12 protein-coding genes and 3 pseudogenes are annotated in these 16,254 nt (G+C 69.0%); 8 read left to right on the top strand and 7 right to left on the bottom strand.

Annotated elements, in window-relative coordinates:
* Positions 1 to 297 precede the first annotated feature (297 nt).
* A complete protein-coding gene (locus tag AVL59_RS18670; RefSeq protein WP_159399947.1) occupies positions 298 to 498 on the bottom strand; it encodes a hypothetical protein in 201 nt (66 codons plus the stop codon).
* 998 nt (positions 499 to 1,496) lie between these two features.
* On the opposite strand from AVL59_RS18670, the pseudogene AVL59_RS54380 reads away from it, so the two are divergent.
* A pseudogene (locus AVL59_RS54380) lies at positions 1,497 to 2,336 on the top strand (sensor histidine kinase); the annotation flags it as partial.
* 195 nt (positions 2,337 to 2,531) lie between these two features.
* Positions 2,532 to 2,714, top strand: coding sequence for a hypothetical protein (locus AVL59_RS18660; protein WP_079146779.1), 183 nt, complete (start codon positions 2,532 to 2,534; stop codon positions 2,712 to 2,714).
* A 162-nt stretch (positions 2,715 to 2,876) separates the two neighbouring features.
* Here the strand turns inward: AVL59_RS18660 and AVL59_RS48295 are convergent.
* Positions 2,877 to 3,017 (bottom strand): annotated as a pseudogene (locus tag AVL59_RS48295) (IS481 family transposase); the annotation flags it as partial.
* A 156-nt stretch (positions 3,018 to 3,173) separates the two neighbouring features.
* Positions 3,174 to 3,995 (bottom strand): NAD(P)H-binding protein, encoded by an 822-nt coding sequence (locus AVL59_RS18655; protein WP_067317449.1) that lies wholly within the window; start codon positions 3,993 to 3,995, stop codon positions 3,174 to 3,176.
* Positions 3,996 to 4,083: 88 nt separating this feature from the next.
* On the opposite strand from AVL59_RS18655, the gene AVL59_RS18650 reads away from it, so the two are divergent.
* On the top strand, positions 4,084 to 4,506 hold the full coding sequence (locus tag AVL59_RS18650; RefSeq protein WP_067305684.1) for a winged helix-turn-helix transcriptional regulator: 423 nt from the start codon (positions 4,084 to 4,086) through the stop codon (positions 4,504 to 4,506).
* 181 nt (positions 4,507 to 4,687) lie between these two features.
* Here AVL59_RS18650 and AVL59_RS18645 read toward each other — a convergent pair whose 3' ends face one another.
* Positions 4,688 to 5,227: a hypothetical protein gene (locus tag AVL59_RS18645; RefSeq protein WP_067305681.1), complete on the bottom strand. Its 540-nt coding sequence runs from the start codon at positions 5,225 to 5,227 to the stop codon at positions 4,688 to 4,690.
* 282 nt (positions 5,228 to 5,509) lie between these two features.
* On the opposite strand from AVL59_RS18645, the gene AVL59_RS18640 reads away from it, so the two are divergent.
* The gene (locus AVL59_RS18640; RefSeq protein WP_067305679.1) at positions 5,510 to 6,250 is read left to right on the top strand and encodes an SDR family NAD(P)-dependent oxidoreductase; all 741 of its coding nucleotides are present in this window, start codon (positions 5,510 to 5,512) and stop codon (positions 6,248 to 6,250) included.
* 439 nt (positions 6,251 to 6,689) lie between these two features.
* Here the strand turns inward: AVL59_RS18640 and AVL59_RS51390 are convergent.
* From AVL59_RS51390 to AVL59_RS18630, 3 genes and pseudogenes are all read right to left on the bottom strand, one after another.
* Positions 6,690 to 6,874, bottom strand: a pseudogene (locus AVL59_RS51390) (IS5/IS1182 family transposase); the annotation flags it as partial.
* A gap of 77 nt (positions 6,875 to 6,951) precedes the next feature.
* A complete protein-coding gene (locus AVL59_RS18635) occupies positions 6,952 to 8,196 on the bottom strand; it encodes an alpha/beta hydrolase family protein (protein ID WP_067305677.1) in 1,245 nt (414 codons plus the stop codon).
* 730 nt (positions 8,197 to 8,926) lie between these two features.
* Entirely contained in the window at positions 8,927 to 9,418 is a 492-nt protein-coding gene (locus AVL59_RS18630; RefSeq protein WP_067305675.1) for a GNAT family N-acetyltransferase, read from the bottom strand.
* Positions 9,419 to 10,302: 884 nt separating this feature from the next.
* On the opposite strand from AVL59_RS18630, the gene AVL59_RS18625 reads away from it, so the two are divergent.
* The 4 genes from AVL59_RS18625 to AVL59_RS18610 all read left to right on the top strand — a co-directional run bounded on the left by AVL59_RS18625 (position 10,303) and on the right by AVL59_RS18610 (position 16,242).
* On the top strand, positions 10,303 to 11,538 hold the full coding sequence (locus AVL59_RS18625) for a cytochrome P450, cyclodipeptide synthase-associated (protein WP_067305672.1): 1,236 nt from the start codon (positions 10,303 to 10,305) through the stop codon (positions 11,536 to 11,538).
* 598 nt (positions 11,539 to 12,136) lie between these two features.
* Positions 12,137 to 14,134 carry a DnaA/Hda family protein gene (locus AVL59_RS18620; protein ID WP_208870398.1) on the top strand — a complete coding sequence of 666 codons (1,998 nt, stop codon included), beginning with the start codon at positions 12,137 to 12,139 and terminating at the stop codon, positions 14,132 to 14,134.
* Positions 14,135 to 14,313: 179 nt separating this feature from the next.
* Positions 14,314 to 15,726, top strand: coding sequence for an MFS transporter (locus AVL59_RS18615; protein ID WP_067305670.1), 1,413 nt, complete (start codon positions 14,314 to 14,316; stop codon positions 15,724 to 15,726).
* A 75-nt stretch (positions 15,727 to 15,801) separates the two neighbouring features.
* Entirely contained in the window at positions 15,802 to 16,242 is a 441-nt protein-coding gene (locus AVL59_RS18610) for an SRPBCC family protein (RefSeq protein ID WP_067305668.1), read from the top strand.
* Positions 16,243 to 16,254 lie beyond the last annotated feature (12 nt).

The raw sequence follows: 16,254 nt of genomic DNA, 5'->3' as shown, positions 1-16,254 counted from the left end.
TCGATCGTGCTTCCCGCTGCCGGTAGTCTCTGGGCCAATCGACGTACTCCTGGTTCTCCGCCGCGGCGGATGACGTCCAGTGACGCGCCGACCGGCTCGTATCCGTGGATCTTCGCAGAACAGTCCGTTCGTCGGGGGCTTGGTGGTCTCGCCCAGCTTCCGCACCCGGGCACTGCCGGCCTGCTCGCCCCGCTCATCGCGCACGCGCATCTGCGTCCCGGCGAAACTGAAGTCGACCAACTCCTGGATGGCCTTCTGCAACTCCGGGCGTCCCTACCCCGGCAACGGACTCGTGGGTCATGACGGGTGCTCCTGAGAAGCTGCGGCGGTGATGTCGCCGTAGGCGGTGGTCGCGTGGATGTTCAGGTCGGCGGTGCCGTCGGTGTTCTTGAGCGCGTTGTGGATCCGGCCGTTGGGGGTGCCGGCGTCCAGGGAGGCGGAGACTCCGTGGGCGGCGCGCTGCGCAACGACGACCCCACCGACTACCGAACCGACCACGCCCACCACCCGGATGTCGCGAATTTTTCTCCATCAACTTGCTTACACTCACTTGCAGTTGACTCCGTGACGAGGGTCGTGGGCGAGGGTGAGGGCAGGGGCCGGTGAAGGAGGAATCGCACCCGGTGGGCGTAGGCGACGCGTTGCGCACGTGGGGGTTCGACGGCAGTGGCGAGGTTCCCGGACTCAAGCCGCTCCCCGAGGGGTTATCGCCTGAACTGCGGGAGTTCGTCGTCGCGCTGCGTAGTCTGTTTCGGGCGACAGGAAAGTCGTTGCGGCAGTTCTCGGTGTATCACCATGTCAGTGCGCCCTCGGTGTCGCGGTACCTGTCCGGTGTGCGTATCCCCGAGAAGGCGTTCCTTGACGCCCTGTTGAAGTCTGCGTGCCGCGCCTGCGGTCCAGAGGCGACGCTTGAGGTGCAGGCTCACATCTACCGCTTGCACCGTGATGTCCTGCTGGCGCAGGACCCGCAGCGCTACCGCGCCCAACTGGCCAGCGACCGACTGGAAGTCGCGGTGCTGGAGAAGGAGCAGGCCGAGCTGACGATCACGGAACTGCGGCGCGGTGTTTCCGACCAGAAACGCCAGCTGCGTGAGCTGGAACTGCATCTGCGGCAGGTCCAGGACGCACGCAGCCGGGACAGCGTCCGGCACGGTGTGCAGCTGTCGCTGCAGCACGAGCGGGAGGAAGCCTGGCGGGCGCAGTGCGGGCAGCTGAAGTCCGAGATCGCACGCCTTGAGGCGGCAGTCCGCCGCGCCGAGGCAGAGCGCGATGCCGCCTGGGAACTGTGCAGGGAACTGGAGGAGGAACTGGCGCGGATCGAGGCTGACGTCGAGCGTGCCGCGCAGGAACGTGCGGAGGAGGAAGAGCATCTGCGGCGTGCCGCCGCTCAAGGGGCGCCGGAGAATTTCCAGGAGGAGCTGGCACGCGCGTACCGCGCGGCAGAGGCGCTGCGCCTGACCGCGGCACAGGATGCGGCGGCACTGGAGCATCTGCGGGAGGTCGCCCAGGACGTCGCCCGCCGGCGCCTGCCCGAGATCGTCGCCCAACTGTCCTCGCCCGACCCGCTCGACGTCGACACCTCCGTCGCCTCACTGGGTGTCCATGACCGTACGGAGATCAATCAGGTGGCCCGCGCCTTCGACGAGGTCCAGCAGGAGGCCGTGCGCCTGGCCGCCGAGCAGGCCCTGTTGCGTGGCAACATCAACGCGATGTTCACCGGCCTGTCCCGGCGCACTCTGGGTCTGGTGCAACGTCAGCTGTCCTTGCTGACCCATCTGCAGTCGAGGGTGTCCGATCCGGACCAGCTGGCGCACCTGTTCCGGCTGGACAACCTGACGACCAAAATGCGCCGCAACGGTGAGAATCTGCTGGTTCTGGGCGGAGAAGAGCCAGGCCAACGCTGGAGCCACCCGGCCGCTCTGGTGGACGTGCTGCGCGCATCAGCTGCCGAGGTGGAGCAGTACGAGCGGATCCAACTCGGCCAGCTCCCGGCGGCGGATGTGGCAAGTCCCGTGATCAACGACCTTGTCCACCTGCTCGCTGAGCTGCTGGAAAACGCCACTTCCTTCTCGTCCCCACAGACCCTGGTCAGGGTCGCCGCGCACGCGCTGCCCGACGGCCGCGTCCTGGTGGAGATCCATGACACCGGAATCGGCCTGTCTCCCGAGGACCTCGCCGGCATCAACCAACGTCTCGCCTCGCCTCCGGTCGTGGACGTCGCCGTCTCCCGGCGTATGGGCTTGTACGTCGTCGGCCGGCTCTCGCAGCGCCACGACATCCGGATCCAGCTGCGCCCGTCGGACACGGGCGGCACCACCGCTCTCGTCATGCTCCCCCAGCGCTCACTGGCACAGGCAGCCTGACGGCGACCGCCCCCAACCACTGGCAACCGCCCGAAAAGTGTTCCCACCTGCGGAAACACCCCCGTTTCCGCTGCCCAACGCCCCCACGGTCACACCATCCTGTCCATCACCCCACAGCGCGGTCGGCCACCGCCCCAGGGGCACCACACCGACCGGAGGATGACACCCGTGGACCCGTCTCTGATCACCCTGCGCACCGCCCTCATTCTGCTCCTGGCGGTCCTGACCGGTATTGGCGCTACCGTGCTGACTCTCCTTGCCGCGGCGCCCCTGCCCTACGCCGTCCTCACCGGGACCGCCGCCTTCGCCGCCGCCATCCCCTTCTTCAACAACCTCATCGAACGCAACTGAACCACCAACGGGGTTCCCGCTCCGCCGACCGCGGCTCTGGGCATAGCAGCGGTGTTGCCGATCCGGGCCCGGATGCTGAGCAAGAGTGACGGCGGCCGGGCGGGACCGCCAGGCCGGACGATCGTCCAGGCGTGACCGCTGTCCCGCACGATCTCCTCAGCGGCGACAGCGGTTCACCCACTTCGACGCACACGCCCGGGAGATGCCCCACTCGGCGGCGACACGCGCGATCGGACGGCTCTGACAGCGTTCCACGAGGCATCGGCGGCCCTCGACGGAAAGGGGCGCGTTGCGGTGGTGCACGGATGGTCTATCTCGTCAGGGACACCCATGGGCGGTCAGGGGCTGCCGGATGTCGATCGGTCCTGCGGGACAGGCAGCCTGGTGACACAAGTGAGTCCTCCCGACGCGATCGCAGGGAGGACTCACTTCGCCGCTGAGCGCGTGTCGCTGTCGCCGCTAGGCGCTCGCTTCCGGCCTGGCAGCGGACGCGGCCGCAACGGCCGTAGCCAGTGGAGCGCGGGCCGCGCGGCCGAGGAGATCGGTGAGGTCGGGTGCGGTACCGGCCAGGAAGCCGTGCCGGATGCCCGTGGCGATCGAGGCGAGCATCGGCGGCTGGAACGGCAGCAGCCCCGGCGTCTCCTCAAGGAGCCTGCGCCGGTACTCACCCAGGCTGATGGCGCGATACGCGACGCCGAGTTCGTCGGCCACCTGCCCAGCCGTGATCGGCGTGCCGACAAGGTCATAGACGCGCCCGCCATGAGGTGCGGGATCCGACGCCACCGCCGCCGCGACCTCGGCCAGATCCTCTCGCGAGACCGCGGCCAAGGCACCATCCCCGAACGCAGACTCCACACCGTCACTGGCCCACATCAGCAGACCGCCGAAGAGTTCGGCATACAGGCCGTTGCGCAGGATCGTCCACGGCAACCCGCTCGCCCGCACCAGGCGCTCGGTCGCACGGTGAGCCAGAGCGAAACCGAGATGATCGCCGGCAGTGGTCAGGCTTGTGTAGACGACGTGGCCGATGCCGTCACGGACGGCGGCATCCAGGACCGCCGCATGCCGGGCGACGACCTGGTCGTCCTCGGCATATCCAGCGGAGATGAGCACCAGAGTCGACACACCAGTGAGGTCAAGGCTCACGTGGTCGTCGAAGTCGAGTCGCCGCATCCCCTCGCCCGGCGCGCGGCTGCCACCCATCGCAACGACACCACGGGCGTGCAGCGCCGCAAGAGTGGCCGAGCCGAGATTCCCGTTCGCTCCGGTCACCAAAATCATGATCAATCGCAGTCTTCCGTAGTGGTTCTCATCAGTAACTACGCTTGATCCTCGACCGCACGCTCACCGGCCACAAGAAGGCAGTCTGATGTCACTCACGCACACCGGGGTAACCACCACCCCTGCCGAACTCGACCCGTGCGGGCGCGAAGACCACCCCGACTGCGGCATCCGCGATGTCCTGGATCGCATCGGCGACAAGTGGTCGGTGCTCGTGATCGTCGAACTCGCCGGCGGGACACGCCGTTTCCGTGAACTCCAGCGCGCCATCGACGGCATCTCCCAGCGCATGCTCACCCTCACCGTGCGCAGGCTCGAACGTGACGGCCTCGTGCTACGCACCGTGTACCCGACCGTCCCGGCCCAGGTCGACTACCGCCTGACCGAGACCGGGGCCGGCCTGACCCACCTGGTCAAGGCACTCGCCGACTGGTCCCTCGCGCATCGTGCCGTTATCGCCGAGGCGCGGCATGCGTACGATCAGGCCCACCCCGACCACGACATCCGCTGACACGAGCAGCTATCGCCGCATGCCGGACACCTACGGCCAGGGGGCTGTCGACAACGACGTGACCTTGAAACAGTGGCGGTGCCCGGCAATGCACCCCGACAAGCCAGCCGTTGCCCACCAGGGTGCACTCCACCTCACGGCCATCCTCATCCGGGCCCGCGGATGACCCGATAGGGAAGCTTCAGGGCCGGCCGGAGGTGTCGAGGGCATGGCCTTTGAGGAAGGCGCCCGCATGGGCCGCTGCCTCTTCCGCGGTCGCATAACGCGCCCCATCGCCAGCCATACTGGATGCCCCATCAGCGCCCTTGCCCGTCCAGCTCCAGTCACCGGAAGACGCCTGCACCAGCTCAGCAGTCCCCCCGAAGAGCGCAAGCGTTCTCGCGTCTGCTGTCACCGGCGTCGGCCGCCTGACGGCGTCGGGCCATTTCTTACGGGCACCCTGCCGGGTGATGCCCCACACTGCCCCCAACTGTTCATAACTTGCGCCATAGGAGCCAGCGGTTGCTGCCGCCTGCGCGGTCAACCGCCTGACCTCGACATCCACCACCTTCCAAGCGGCAAGGGCGGACAGAGCCACTTCAATGGGGTCCGCGTCCCACATACGCTCCGCGGGGAGTCCGGTCTCTCGGGAGCGTACGGCTGCGACCAGCGGATTCAAGGCGTCGTACAGAGCCTTGTCGAGCTCTACCTGTTCTTCTGGGGTGATCTCAGGGGCCGTCATGCGACAACTTTAGTTCACAGAGTGTCCGAGCGACAACTAGAGTTTCCGCGCGAGTTCGGTCGTTCGACGGGCGGCCGCGCAGCCCACACACCCCCACGGCCCGCGATAGCTCAGTTCACGTCCGGCGAGCGCCTCTCACACAGCCGGCACCTCGGGGCGTATCGCACACTCCCCCATGATGTCGACAGGCAATGATTCCGCATTATGGAATATAGATTCCGCCTAGCGATAGAGTATGCTCCGACTCCCATCACGTCGACGATCAGTTCCACGAGGGGCGACATGAGCGAGAGCCGAGTAGCACTGGTCACGGGCTCGTCATCCGGAATCGGGGCGGCCGTTGCCCGACGTCTCGCCGCCGACGGCATTCGGGTCGTCATCAATTCCACGCGGAGTGCGTCGGCGGGCAAGGAACTCGCCGCCGAACTCTCCGACGCGGTCTACGTCCAGGGTGATGTGGCCGATACCGCGGACGCGGGCCGGATCGTGGCGGAGACGATCGAGGCGTACGGCCGGCTCGACATCCTGGTCAACAACGCGGGCACCACCCGCTTCATCCCGCTGGAGGACCTGGAGGCGGCCGATGCCGCCGCCTGGCGGGAGATCTTCGACGTCAACGTCTTCGGGGTGTGGCAGCTGACCACGGCCGCGGTCCCGTACCTGAAGCAGTCACAGTCCGCGGCGATCGTCAACGTCTCGTCGGTCTCGGCCACCCGCGCCCTGGGAAGTTCGGTGCCCTACGCGGTGAGCAAGGCCGCACTCAACCACATGACGCGGCTGCTCGCCTCCCAGCTCGGTCCGCGAATCCGGGTCAACGCGGTCGCTCCCGGCCTCATCGACACGTCGTGGTACGACGGGGCCGAGGAGGTGTGGGAGAACTCCCGCGAGTGGATCACCGCGAACACACCGCTGCATCGCGTAGGTTCGCCCGCCGACGTGGCCGAGGCCGTGTACTACCTCGCCAACGCCGCATACACCACCGGTGACGTGCTCACCGTGGACGGGGGGCGGCACATCGTCTAGGAGCGCGAGGCCGACGCGACCGAACACGGCCCGTTGGAGCGCCTTGCGGTTGACGTGCCACTTGATCGCCCCCGTTCGCGACGAGTCACGTGCGGTCGTTCGCGCCTCGGTCTTCCTGCAGTACCTGCACGGGCTCCGGGACCCGGCACGGCCCCAACAGACCACCACCCCCACGACAGGATCAGGCCACAGCTCGTGCCGGAACAGCGAGGGAACGGCTGTGTGTCCGCGTTCAAGATGATCCCGAACGGGCCGTCGACGGGCGGCTGGTCGCTGATCGAACTGTGACGGTCGCTGTAGACACCGCCGGGGTTGGTGCCCAAGGCGTCGTCTGCCGATCATGATGCCTCCCGAGGTGCACCAGATCATCGATCCGGCCGTCGTTCATTGCCAAGCGAAGTGGCACAACCGTGATCAACGGAGCGGTCCGTGGCTCGTGATGCGGGTCAGCGTGGCGCTCGTAGGGGGTTCGCAGGCGTTTGAACGGGTGGAGCCAGGCGAACCTCCGCTCGACAACAGCGGTACTTGTCGAAGTCGTTGCCGCGGTCGGCGAACAGGCACCTGGACCTCCTGCATGGGCGCCCCCGCAGCCCTCGTATACGAGACGGCATCGAGCACGGGCAGTTGCCGGCCAGGCAGAACGAGAGGGCGGCACCCCCTGGAGAGGTGCCGCCCTACGATGGTCCGTCTCTGTTTCCGTCTCAGTCGGCCAGAGCGCGCACCGAGTCCCGCGTGGCTGCGAGCGTGTCGTCCAGCCAGTCGTATATCCGGGCCAGGGCGAGCCGTTGGGCGCCGGCCTGGCAGTGGGCGTCGGCACCCTCTTCCGCCGTGAACTCCAGGAAGGTCTTGGGGCAGGTGAGGTCGTCATAGAGCTGCCTGGCCTGGCCGCCGAAGAACAGGTCCTCGGCGGCGTCGCAGATCAGGGCCGGGCACCGGATCTGCGACGCGATGCCGTCGCGGAGGTGGTAGTCGAGGTAGGCGGCGCCGAACGCCCGGGGGGTGGCCGCGCCCATCACGTACATGCCGTGGTTGATCGCCCAGCGCAGTACGGGGTTCTCGGTGGTCAGCCGGTCGAGCAGGGCATCGAACTCCGGGTCGGAGTCGGCGCGCAGCCGACGCTCCGTCTCGCTGCGCTCGCCGGGCAGGAGGTTGGTGACCGCGGGGCCCAGGTCGTAGACGCCGTCGAGGGCGACCACCGCCGACAGACGGTGGTCGAAGGCCGCCGCCCTGGGGGCGAGGAGGCCGCCCATGCTGTTGCCGAGCAGGGCGACCCGGCGGCTGTCGACCTCGGGCAGCTTCATGGCGAAGTCCAGCACCGGACCCACCACGTTCTCCCAGTCGGGGCGGAAGACCAGACCCTCGCGGTGCAGCGGTCCTGGCTGACCGGGACCGTCGAAGACGAGCACGGTGTAGCCGCGCTCGACGCCGGCCATCGCTCCGAAGAAGTGCATCTCCTCCGCGGTGCCGTCGAAGCCGTTGTGCATGACCACGGTCGGGTGCGGCTCCCCCAAGGTGTCGGCCCGGTAGAGGTAGCCAGGCAGGGTGGTGCCCTCGTACGGGATCTGGACCGGCTCTATCCGGGGGCTGAAGAGGGCTGCCGCCGACCGGAAGCAGTCCACGGAGCGCTCGTAGGCGTGCTCGTGCCGGGGGTCGCAGGGGTGGCCGTGCAGGAAGAACTCGGCCGACCGGTAGTAGTTCGAGGCCCGCAGGAACCCGTCCCGGGCGCTCACCGGGTGGCCCGCCGCCAGGGCCTGTGCGGCCTCGCCGGCCAACCGGTCGGCCGTGGTCAGCCACTCGTCGTGCCAACTGCCGTAGTCGCCCTCGGTGATACGTCGGCTGGTGGCGACCACCTCGCCGAAGTCGGCCCCTCCGTAGGCGATATGGCCGAACGAGCGCAGGGTCTCGTACCAGAACTGGGGGTCGCCGGGAAACAGCAGGCGTTCCATGAAACTTCTCCTAGGCGTCGGTGTTGTCGTGGGGGACGGTCGGCGGTCAGGCGCGGTGGCAGCTGCGTGCCCGCGAGTCCGGTTCAGCCTCCGCAGCCGGGGCAGAGCGCCACCGAACAGCTGCCGGCCGCCGTCAGCTCCGCGGTTGTCCTGATCGGTGCGGGTGGCAGGCCCGCCGGACAGCTCGGCACACTGCCTGATCCGTCCGCACGCATGCAGGGCTCATGGCGCACAGGCTCCCCGCGGATGGTGTCCACTTTCCAGGCCGGACAGGGGCGGTAGCTGTCCACTGCTGTCCACTTGCACTCGGAGCAGCGGGAACGCCCGCGTCGGCAGGGTTGCCGGGGATGTCAAACCCGCATCCGGGCCTTCGTGATGATCGCGGCCATCGCGTTGACCGAGAACGGGTTTCCGGTGCGGTGCACGGTCGCAGGGTCTGCCCTGCTCATCCCAGGTGCGGCCGGCGACCTGGTCGACGCGGACGGCGAGCCCGAGATCGCAGGGCCGGTTCTCTACGACGGCCTGCCGCACCGTCTGCTGCCCAGCCTCCACCAACAGCTGATGCGCACCCGTCGGTTCCCCTCGCGAGCGCGCGGCGAGCGCCTCCCGTCCGCACAACGGACACGGCCCTCACCCGCGACGCTTTCCGCGCCGACGACGACAAGTGCCGTGCGTTCCCCACCAGATCACTGACATCGTGATCGACGAGCCAGAACCCAGCCGCTTCGGATCAACAGATGTCGCGCTGATACCAGGTTCCCGGCTTACCCCCGAGATCAGCCGGATCAGCGGGGCCGACTGGGACAAACCCGGCTTTGATCAGTACCTTCTGGGACGCGGCATTCTCGTGGGCGGCGGCCGCCCTGAGGATGCGCAGCCCGAGTCGTGCCGCCGCCAGCCGGCACAGCTCTCGGACGCCCGCGGTCGCCACGCCACGGCCGGCGACGTGCTCCGCGACCCGGTAGCCGAGTTCCGCGGCGCGGTCCTCAATGTCGACCAGGTTGAACCTGCCCAGTATCGATCCGTCCTCCGCGACGAGCACGTGGAAGGCGCAGATACCTGCCTCCTGTTCAGCCAGCAGGGTGTTGTACCGGTCGGTGAACTGGTCGAAGAAATCGTCGCCGCGGTCGGAGACGGAGGCCGCGAAGTAGGCGCGGTTCGCCAGTTCGAAGGCCAGGACCGCCGGGGCGTGGTCAGCGCGCAGCCGTTGCAACTCGGGCATCGCCCGACTCTACCCGGACGGTGCGCCGAGGCCGCCTGAGTTTCCGCGGGACCGGACCGGTTCGGGCTTCCGGCCTCCGATCACCGGGTTCTGCCATCGCGGCCCGCCCTCCGTCTCCTCCAGTCGAAGGGTCACGTCCCTGCCAGGAGCCTGCGCCGGGCGAGGGTGTGGTCCGCTGCGCACGGGATCGAGTCGAACAGATCGAGCGGATCGATCGTCACCGACGACGGCTCCTCATTTCGTGGATGACGGGTCGAGTGATTCCGGGCCGTGAGAAGCCCTGCCCGCACGCGGAACCTGTGTCGCCGTTCGCTCGTCCTGTACGCCAGGTGGGTCTGCTTGCTCTCTCGCGGACGCAGTAGGCGGAGGTTGCGTCATGGCCGGAATCCCTTCGGCCATGATCAGAATTGCCGGCTGCCACCGCCGCCTCGGTGATGCCTCCTCACTCTGCGATCAAGGAGAGAACACGATGGATGTCCGCTCCACCCGGCCCAGTGGGTCACCGAGGCGACGTCCATGTGCGAAGGGGTGCCGGCGAGCGCCGGAAGCCGCGGTTGGGCCGTGCGCTGTGAGGTGTCTGCCCGCGTCCCTGGCTCACGGCAGGTCGCGCGTCCCGGCCAGGTTACGGGCGTTGCCGACCGTGGCGCTCGGTTCCTGGTAGCCGCGCGTACTTCTCCTTCCCGCGGTACCCGGCGGACGCCGGCACCGGTGAGTCGTTCCTCGCCCACCGGCAGCCCGGGAACCCGCGAGCGTTTCGGCGCCGACCACGTTCTCCCTTGCGGCCTGTCGCCCTGGTTCGCCACGGCTCGCTGACGTACGTATCTCGCCCCCGGCCCTTGCTCTTTCCGCGCACTGCGCACTGCGCACGTTGAGAGGTCTTCACCATGCCCGTGGTCAATCCCCGTTTCAGCGTCCTGTCCGAGGACTTCGCCGCCTCCCCGTACCGCTCTTTCGCATGGCTGAGGGAGCAGGCTCCGGTGCACTACGAGCCGGCGATCGACAGCTACTTCCTTTCCCACTACCGGGATGTGAAGCGGGTCCTGACCGACCATGAGACGTTCACCACCGAGACACTGCAGGTGCGCGCCGAGCCGGTGATGCGCGGGCCTGTCCTCGCCCAGATGACCGGGGCCGAGCACACCGCCAAGCGAAAGATCGTCGTCCGGGGCTTCACCGGACAGGCCCTGCAGGACCAGATACGCGCCATCCGCGCCAACACCGCCGAGCTCATGGACCCGTTCCTTCCTCGGGGGCGGATGGACCTGGTCAACGACTTCGGCAAGCCTCTCGCCGTCCACGTGACACTCGATGTCCTCGGCTTGGACAGAAAGGACTGGCAGCAGGTGGCCGCCTGGCACAGCGGGGTCGCCGAGTTCATCACCAGCATCACCCTCACCCCCGAGCGTCGCCGGCACTGCATGGACTGCGCCGAGCAGTTGGAGGCCTACCTCGTCCCCGTGATCGAGGAGCGGCGCCGCCGTCCCGGCGAGGACCTGATATCGAAGCTGTGCACCGCCGAGTTCGACGGCATCGCCATGAGCGATCGCGACGTGACCGCTCTGATCATCAATGTTCTGGCTGCCGCCACCGAGCCCGCGGACAAGACTCTCGCCCTGCTCTTCAAGCACCTGATCGACCATCCCGAGCAGTTGGCGCAGGTCCGCCAGGACCCGAACCTGCTGCCCGCCGCGATCGCGGAGACCTTGCGCTACACCCCGCCGGTCCAGCTGATTCCCCGCCAGGCGGAGGAGAACGCCGTGTTCGCCGGTACCACCGTCCCGGCAGGTGCCACCGTCTTCTGCATGATCGGCGCGGCCAACCGCGACCCCGAGGCCTTCGCCGCCCCGGACACCTTCGACATCCACCGCCCGGACCTGGGCACCGCCCGCTCCTTCACCGCGGCCGCCCAGCACCTGGCCTTCGGTACGGGTCTCCACCAGTGCGTCGGCGCGGCCTTCGCCCGCGCCGAGATCGAGACCGTCGCCGCGATGCTCCTGCCCCTGCTCGATCAGGTCCGTTACAGTCCAGGCTTCCGCTACCGGGAGACCGGCCTGTACACCCGAGGCCCTGTCTCCCTGTCACTGGACTTCACTCCCGTCCACGAAAGCGGCCGCGGCTGACAACCGTCTCTCGTCCCGGCCTCTACCGGGCCGCTCGGTCGCCGGAAGCCGACGCCCTGGGCTCCAGGAGCCAGGACCTTCATCCACAACCACCCCTGCTCTCCTCAGACGAAGACAGCGATGACAAGCACATGGCATGCCTCCAAAACGGCCTCACCCCCCGCATCGAGGCCTACTTCTCCGCCCGGTCGGCCCTCGACCGCCGCTTCCCATGCGTCGAAGGGAAGCACCTTCCTGATCACTGGCCACCCCGACGACCTGGACCTCGGACTCGTCACGTGACACGGACCCGGCCTTCGAGGAGCGCTGCTTTCCGAAGGGCCCATAAGGCACTTGTCGCTCAACTGACTCGCCCGGCCATTTTGTTAGCATCTCTAAGGAGTAGCGGTGCTGCAGGAGAATCGGCCTCCGAGGCGCCGAATGCGGCACCTCGTCACACGCGCACACGCCACAGCCTTGACCGGTCGTCGCCAGGTGGTGCACAAGGGGCCCGGAGCACAGCCGGACGTACGTCGTGCAGGTGGTTGTCGATGCGAAGCCCGACGGGTGTCTCCGGGCGTGGCTGTCCAATGCTGGTTCAAGGGTGATGGGAGCCGCCATGGCGTCCGTGGGAGAGAGACTGAGCCGAGCGCGCGTACGGGCCTTCATCGGCCGGGGCGAGGAACTCGGGCGCTTCGGGGAGGCTTTGGTCGGCGATCCTCAGGCGCCGTTCGCGTTCTACGTGTGCGGGCCGGGCGGCATCGGGAAGTCGACGCTGCTGCGGCGCCTGGCGGACCACGCTCGCGCGGCGGGCCGGTTGCTCGTCGAACTCGACGGCCGGTTCGTCAGCCGGGACCCGGCCGATTTCGAGCAGGCTGCCGGTCCTTTCCTGGACGTCCCGGGGACGGTCCTGTTCGTGGACTCCTTCGAGCACTGCCAGTGGCTGGAGAGCTGGCTGTGGCACCATTTCCTGCCTCGCGCCGCGGACGACACCCTGGTCGTCCTGGCCGGCCGACGCGCGCCGCAACCGCAGTGGACCGCCGACCCCGCCTGGTCCCGGCTCCTGCACGTGACCGAACTGGAGCCGTTCTCCGAGGAACAGGCCCGGAGCCTGCTGGTCGCGGCGCAGATCCGGCCCGAACTACGGGACCGGGTGCTCCGCTTCGCCGGAGGCAACCCGTTGGCTCTGTCCCTCGCGGCCGCGGCCGGATCGGCGGTTTGCGGCAGCGAGGAGATCTGGGCGCCCTCGGCGGACGTCCTGCGCACCCTGCTGGCGGGGTTGATCGGTGAGGTGCCGACGGCGGCCCACCGTCGCGCCTTGGAGGTGGCGGCACAGGCGCACTCGACGTCCGAGGAACTGCTCGCCGCGGTGCTGCCCGGGGAGGATGCCCATCTGCTCTTCTCCTGGCTGAGGGACCTGCCCTTCATGGAGTCCACTCATCGGGGGCTCCACCCGCACGACGCCGCACGCGAGACGCTGGCCGCCGACCTGCGCTGGCGAGCGCCCAACGCCTTCGAGACGATGCGCCAGCGCCTGGCGGACGAATACCTGCGCATCCTGCGCGAGGCGCCCGAGGAGCGGATGTGGACCGTCACCGACGAGCTGTTCTACCTCTTCCGAGAGGGGGAGACCCTGGCCCGACTGCGTACCTGGTCCCGTGAGGACGAGGTGCACGACCGTCCTCTGGACCCGGGTGACCTCGATGATGTGCTGCGCATGGCAGAGGAGACCGAGGGAGCCGCCTCCGCCGAACTGGTCCGCTACTGGGCGGGGCGCCAGCCGCAGGCTTTCAGCGTCTACCGCCTCGTGAGCACGGGCCGGATCGTGGCGTTCACGGCCCGGCTGGCCCTGCCTTTCCCTCCCGACCCCCGGGATCTGGCCACCGATCCTGTCGTCGCCGCGGCGTGGGGGTACACCGATGCCACCGCGCCGGTGAGTCCCGGCGAACACATCGGCATAAGCCGCTTCTCGATCTACCCCGAGCGGTACCAGGTCCCTTCGCGCGTCATCGACTTGAGCAGTTCCCGGGCCCAGGCGGAGGCAGCCCGTGCCCGCGGTCGCGCCTACGGCTTCGCCGTCTACCGGGACGCCGAGACCTGGGCCGAGCGCGTCAAGGGCACCCTCGGCGACACCGGGGCGCGCCCGCGAGTCGGCGAGCACACCTACGGGCTGTTCAGCGTCGACTGGCGTCAGATACCCGTGGAGACCTGGCTTCTCCGCTTCATATCGGCCACCGACGTGCCGGTGCGCCCCGGGCCGTCGCCCCTCTCACGGACCGCGTTCGACCAGGCCGTGCGTGAAGCGCTGGGGCACTGGCGCGATGCGGGCGCCTTCGCCGCCTGTGGCCTGGTACGCACCCGTATCGCGGCCGACTTCGACGATCCTGTCGAGGAGTTGCGTACCCTGCTGCGCCAAGCCGTCGACGACCTCGCCCGTGACCCGCGCGGAGTACGCGCCCGCGACGCCCTGACGGCGGGCTACCTCTCCGGTGCGCCCACCCAGGAGGCCGCCGCCCGCCGCCTCGGCCTTCCGTACGGCACCTACCGTCGCCATCTGCGTCAGGGCCTGGACCTGCTCTGCGAATCCCTGTGGCAGCAGGAGCTGCACGGCCCCTGATAGCAACCGCGGGCGCACGCCTTCGGCAGGACAGGGTGGACAGGCGCGGACAGGAGTGGACAGTGCCCGCCCCTGTCGGACCTGGATAGTGGACACGGCCCGACGCGAGTCTGTGCGCCATGAACGTTGCAAGCACGCAGACAGACCAGGCAGCACCCCGAGCTCCCCGGCCGGGAGCCGTGCTCGCGGCACTCGCCGCGGCCCAGTTCACCGTCATGCTCGCCACCTCGATCGTCAATGTGGCGCTCCCGCAGATCCGCGCCGGAACCGGCCTCTCGGACGGTGGAACCACCTGGGTGGTCAACGCCTACGGCCTGGCGTTCGGGGCACTGCTCCTGGCGGGTGGGCGGGCGGCCGACCTCCTCGGCCGCCGCCGGGTGCTGATGGCCGGGCTCGCGTTGTTCGCCGCGGCTTCGCTGTCGGCCGGACTGGCCACCACCTCGGGCGTGCTGATCGCGGCCCGTGCCGTTCAGGGCCTCGGTGCCGCCGCGATCGCACCGGCCGCGCTCGCCCTGGCGATGGACCAGTTCCCCTCCGGCCCCGGGCGCGGCAGGGCGCTGGGCGTATGGGGTGCGGTCTCCGGTGCCGGTGGAGCGGCCGGCGTCCTGTTGGGCGGTGCCCTCACCCAGGCATGGGGCTGGCCCTGGCTCTTCCACTCGGTCGCGCTCGGAGCGGCACTGGTCCTGGCCGCCGTGGCCGCGCTCGTGCCACGGGCGGCCGGGCGGAAGGCCGAGGGGTTCGACCTGCTGGGCACCGCCACCGTCACCCTCGCCCTGACCTGTCTGGTCTGGGGCCTGACCACCGCACGCTCCGACGGCTGGACCGACGCCCGGGTGCTGGGCGCCCTCGGCGCCGCCGCCACGCTGCTCGCGGTCTTCGCCGTGATCGAGCTCCGCCGGCCGAACGCGCTGATCCCGCCGCGGCTGTTCACCACCGGCAGGGTGGCCGCGGGCAACTTGCTGATGGCCCTGCTGGGGTCCGTCTGGATCGCCCTGTTCTTCTTCCTGCCCCTCTACCAGCAGCAGGTCCTCGGATCGAGCCCCTTGGCCACGGGAGCGGGACAACTCCCGCTCGCCGGAGCCAACATGCTCGGAGCCTCCCTGGCACCGCGTATCTCCCGGCGCATCGGCGCCTCCACGACCGTGACCGCGGCTCTGCTCACCGAAGCGGCCGGGCTGCTGTGGCTGTCGCGGATCAGCGCCGACGGGAGCTACCTCGCCGACGTCCTCGGCCCGAGCATCCTGGTCGGCCTGGGCCTGAGCATCGCCTTCGTCCAGCTCACCGCGCTCGCCGTGGACGGCGTACCGCGACAGGACGCGGGTCTGGCCGGTGGACTGGTGAACACCACCCGACAGGTCGGCGGCGCGATCGGCCTCGCCGCCCTGGCCACCCTGGCCGGCACCGTGACCGCCCACGCTGCCACCCACCAGCCCCGGCTGGAGGCCCTCACCTCCGGCTACCGAACCGCCTTCGCGGTCTCGGCGGCGGTCCTGGCCGCCACCGCGCTTCTCGCGCTGTTCCTCACCCGCCGCACCGGCCCAAGGACCGTAACCACCGCCGCCCGACCGGCTCCCGACCCGCAAACCGTCTGAATCTCCTGAATCCGGCTGGCCGAACCGATGGATCAGCCGCACCACCACCCATGTCATCCAGGGAGGAAACCCACCATGGTGACCATCGACGAGATCGCTCCCGTCATCGTCCGCCTGAGCACCGTGATCGACGCCCCGCTCTCGACGGTGTGGGGCCTGCACACCGACATCGCGGCCTGGCCCAGCTGGAACACGGACGTCGAACAGGCACAGCTCAACGGCCCGCTGGTACTCGGCAGCTCCTTCAGCTGGCGAACCCACGGCCTGGACATCACCTCCACCGTGCGCGAGCTGGTCCCCGGCGAGCGGATCGTGTGGGGCGGCCCCGCCGACGGCGTCACCGGCATTCACGTATGGACGTTCGAGCAGAACGGCGACCACGTCACCGTCCGCACCGAAGAGTCCTGGAGCGGCGCGCCGGTAGAGGCAGAGCCCGACCGACTCGGCAAGGCCCTCCACGACTCACTGGAGAACTGGCTCCGCCACCTCAAGGCACGTGCCGAACAAGTCGCCTGACAGACCATCACT

The sequence above is a fragment of the Streptomyces griseochromogenes genome (assembly GCF_001542625.1).
In the GTDB taxonomy this organism is placed as follows: Bacteria; Actinomycetota; Actinomycetes; order Streptomycetales; family Streptomycetaceae; genus Streptomyces; species Streptomyces griseochromogenes.
This window is presented reverse-complemented; position numbering and strand designations above follow the sequence as displayed.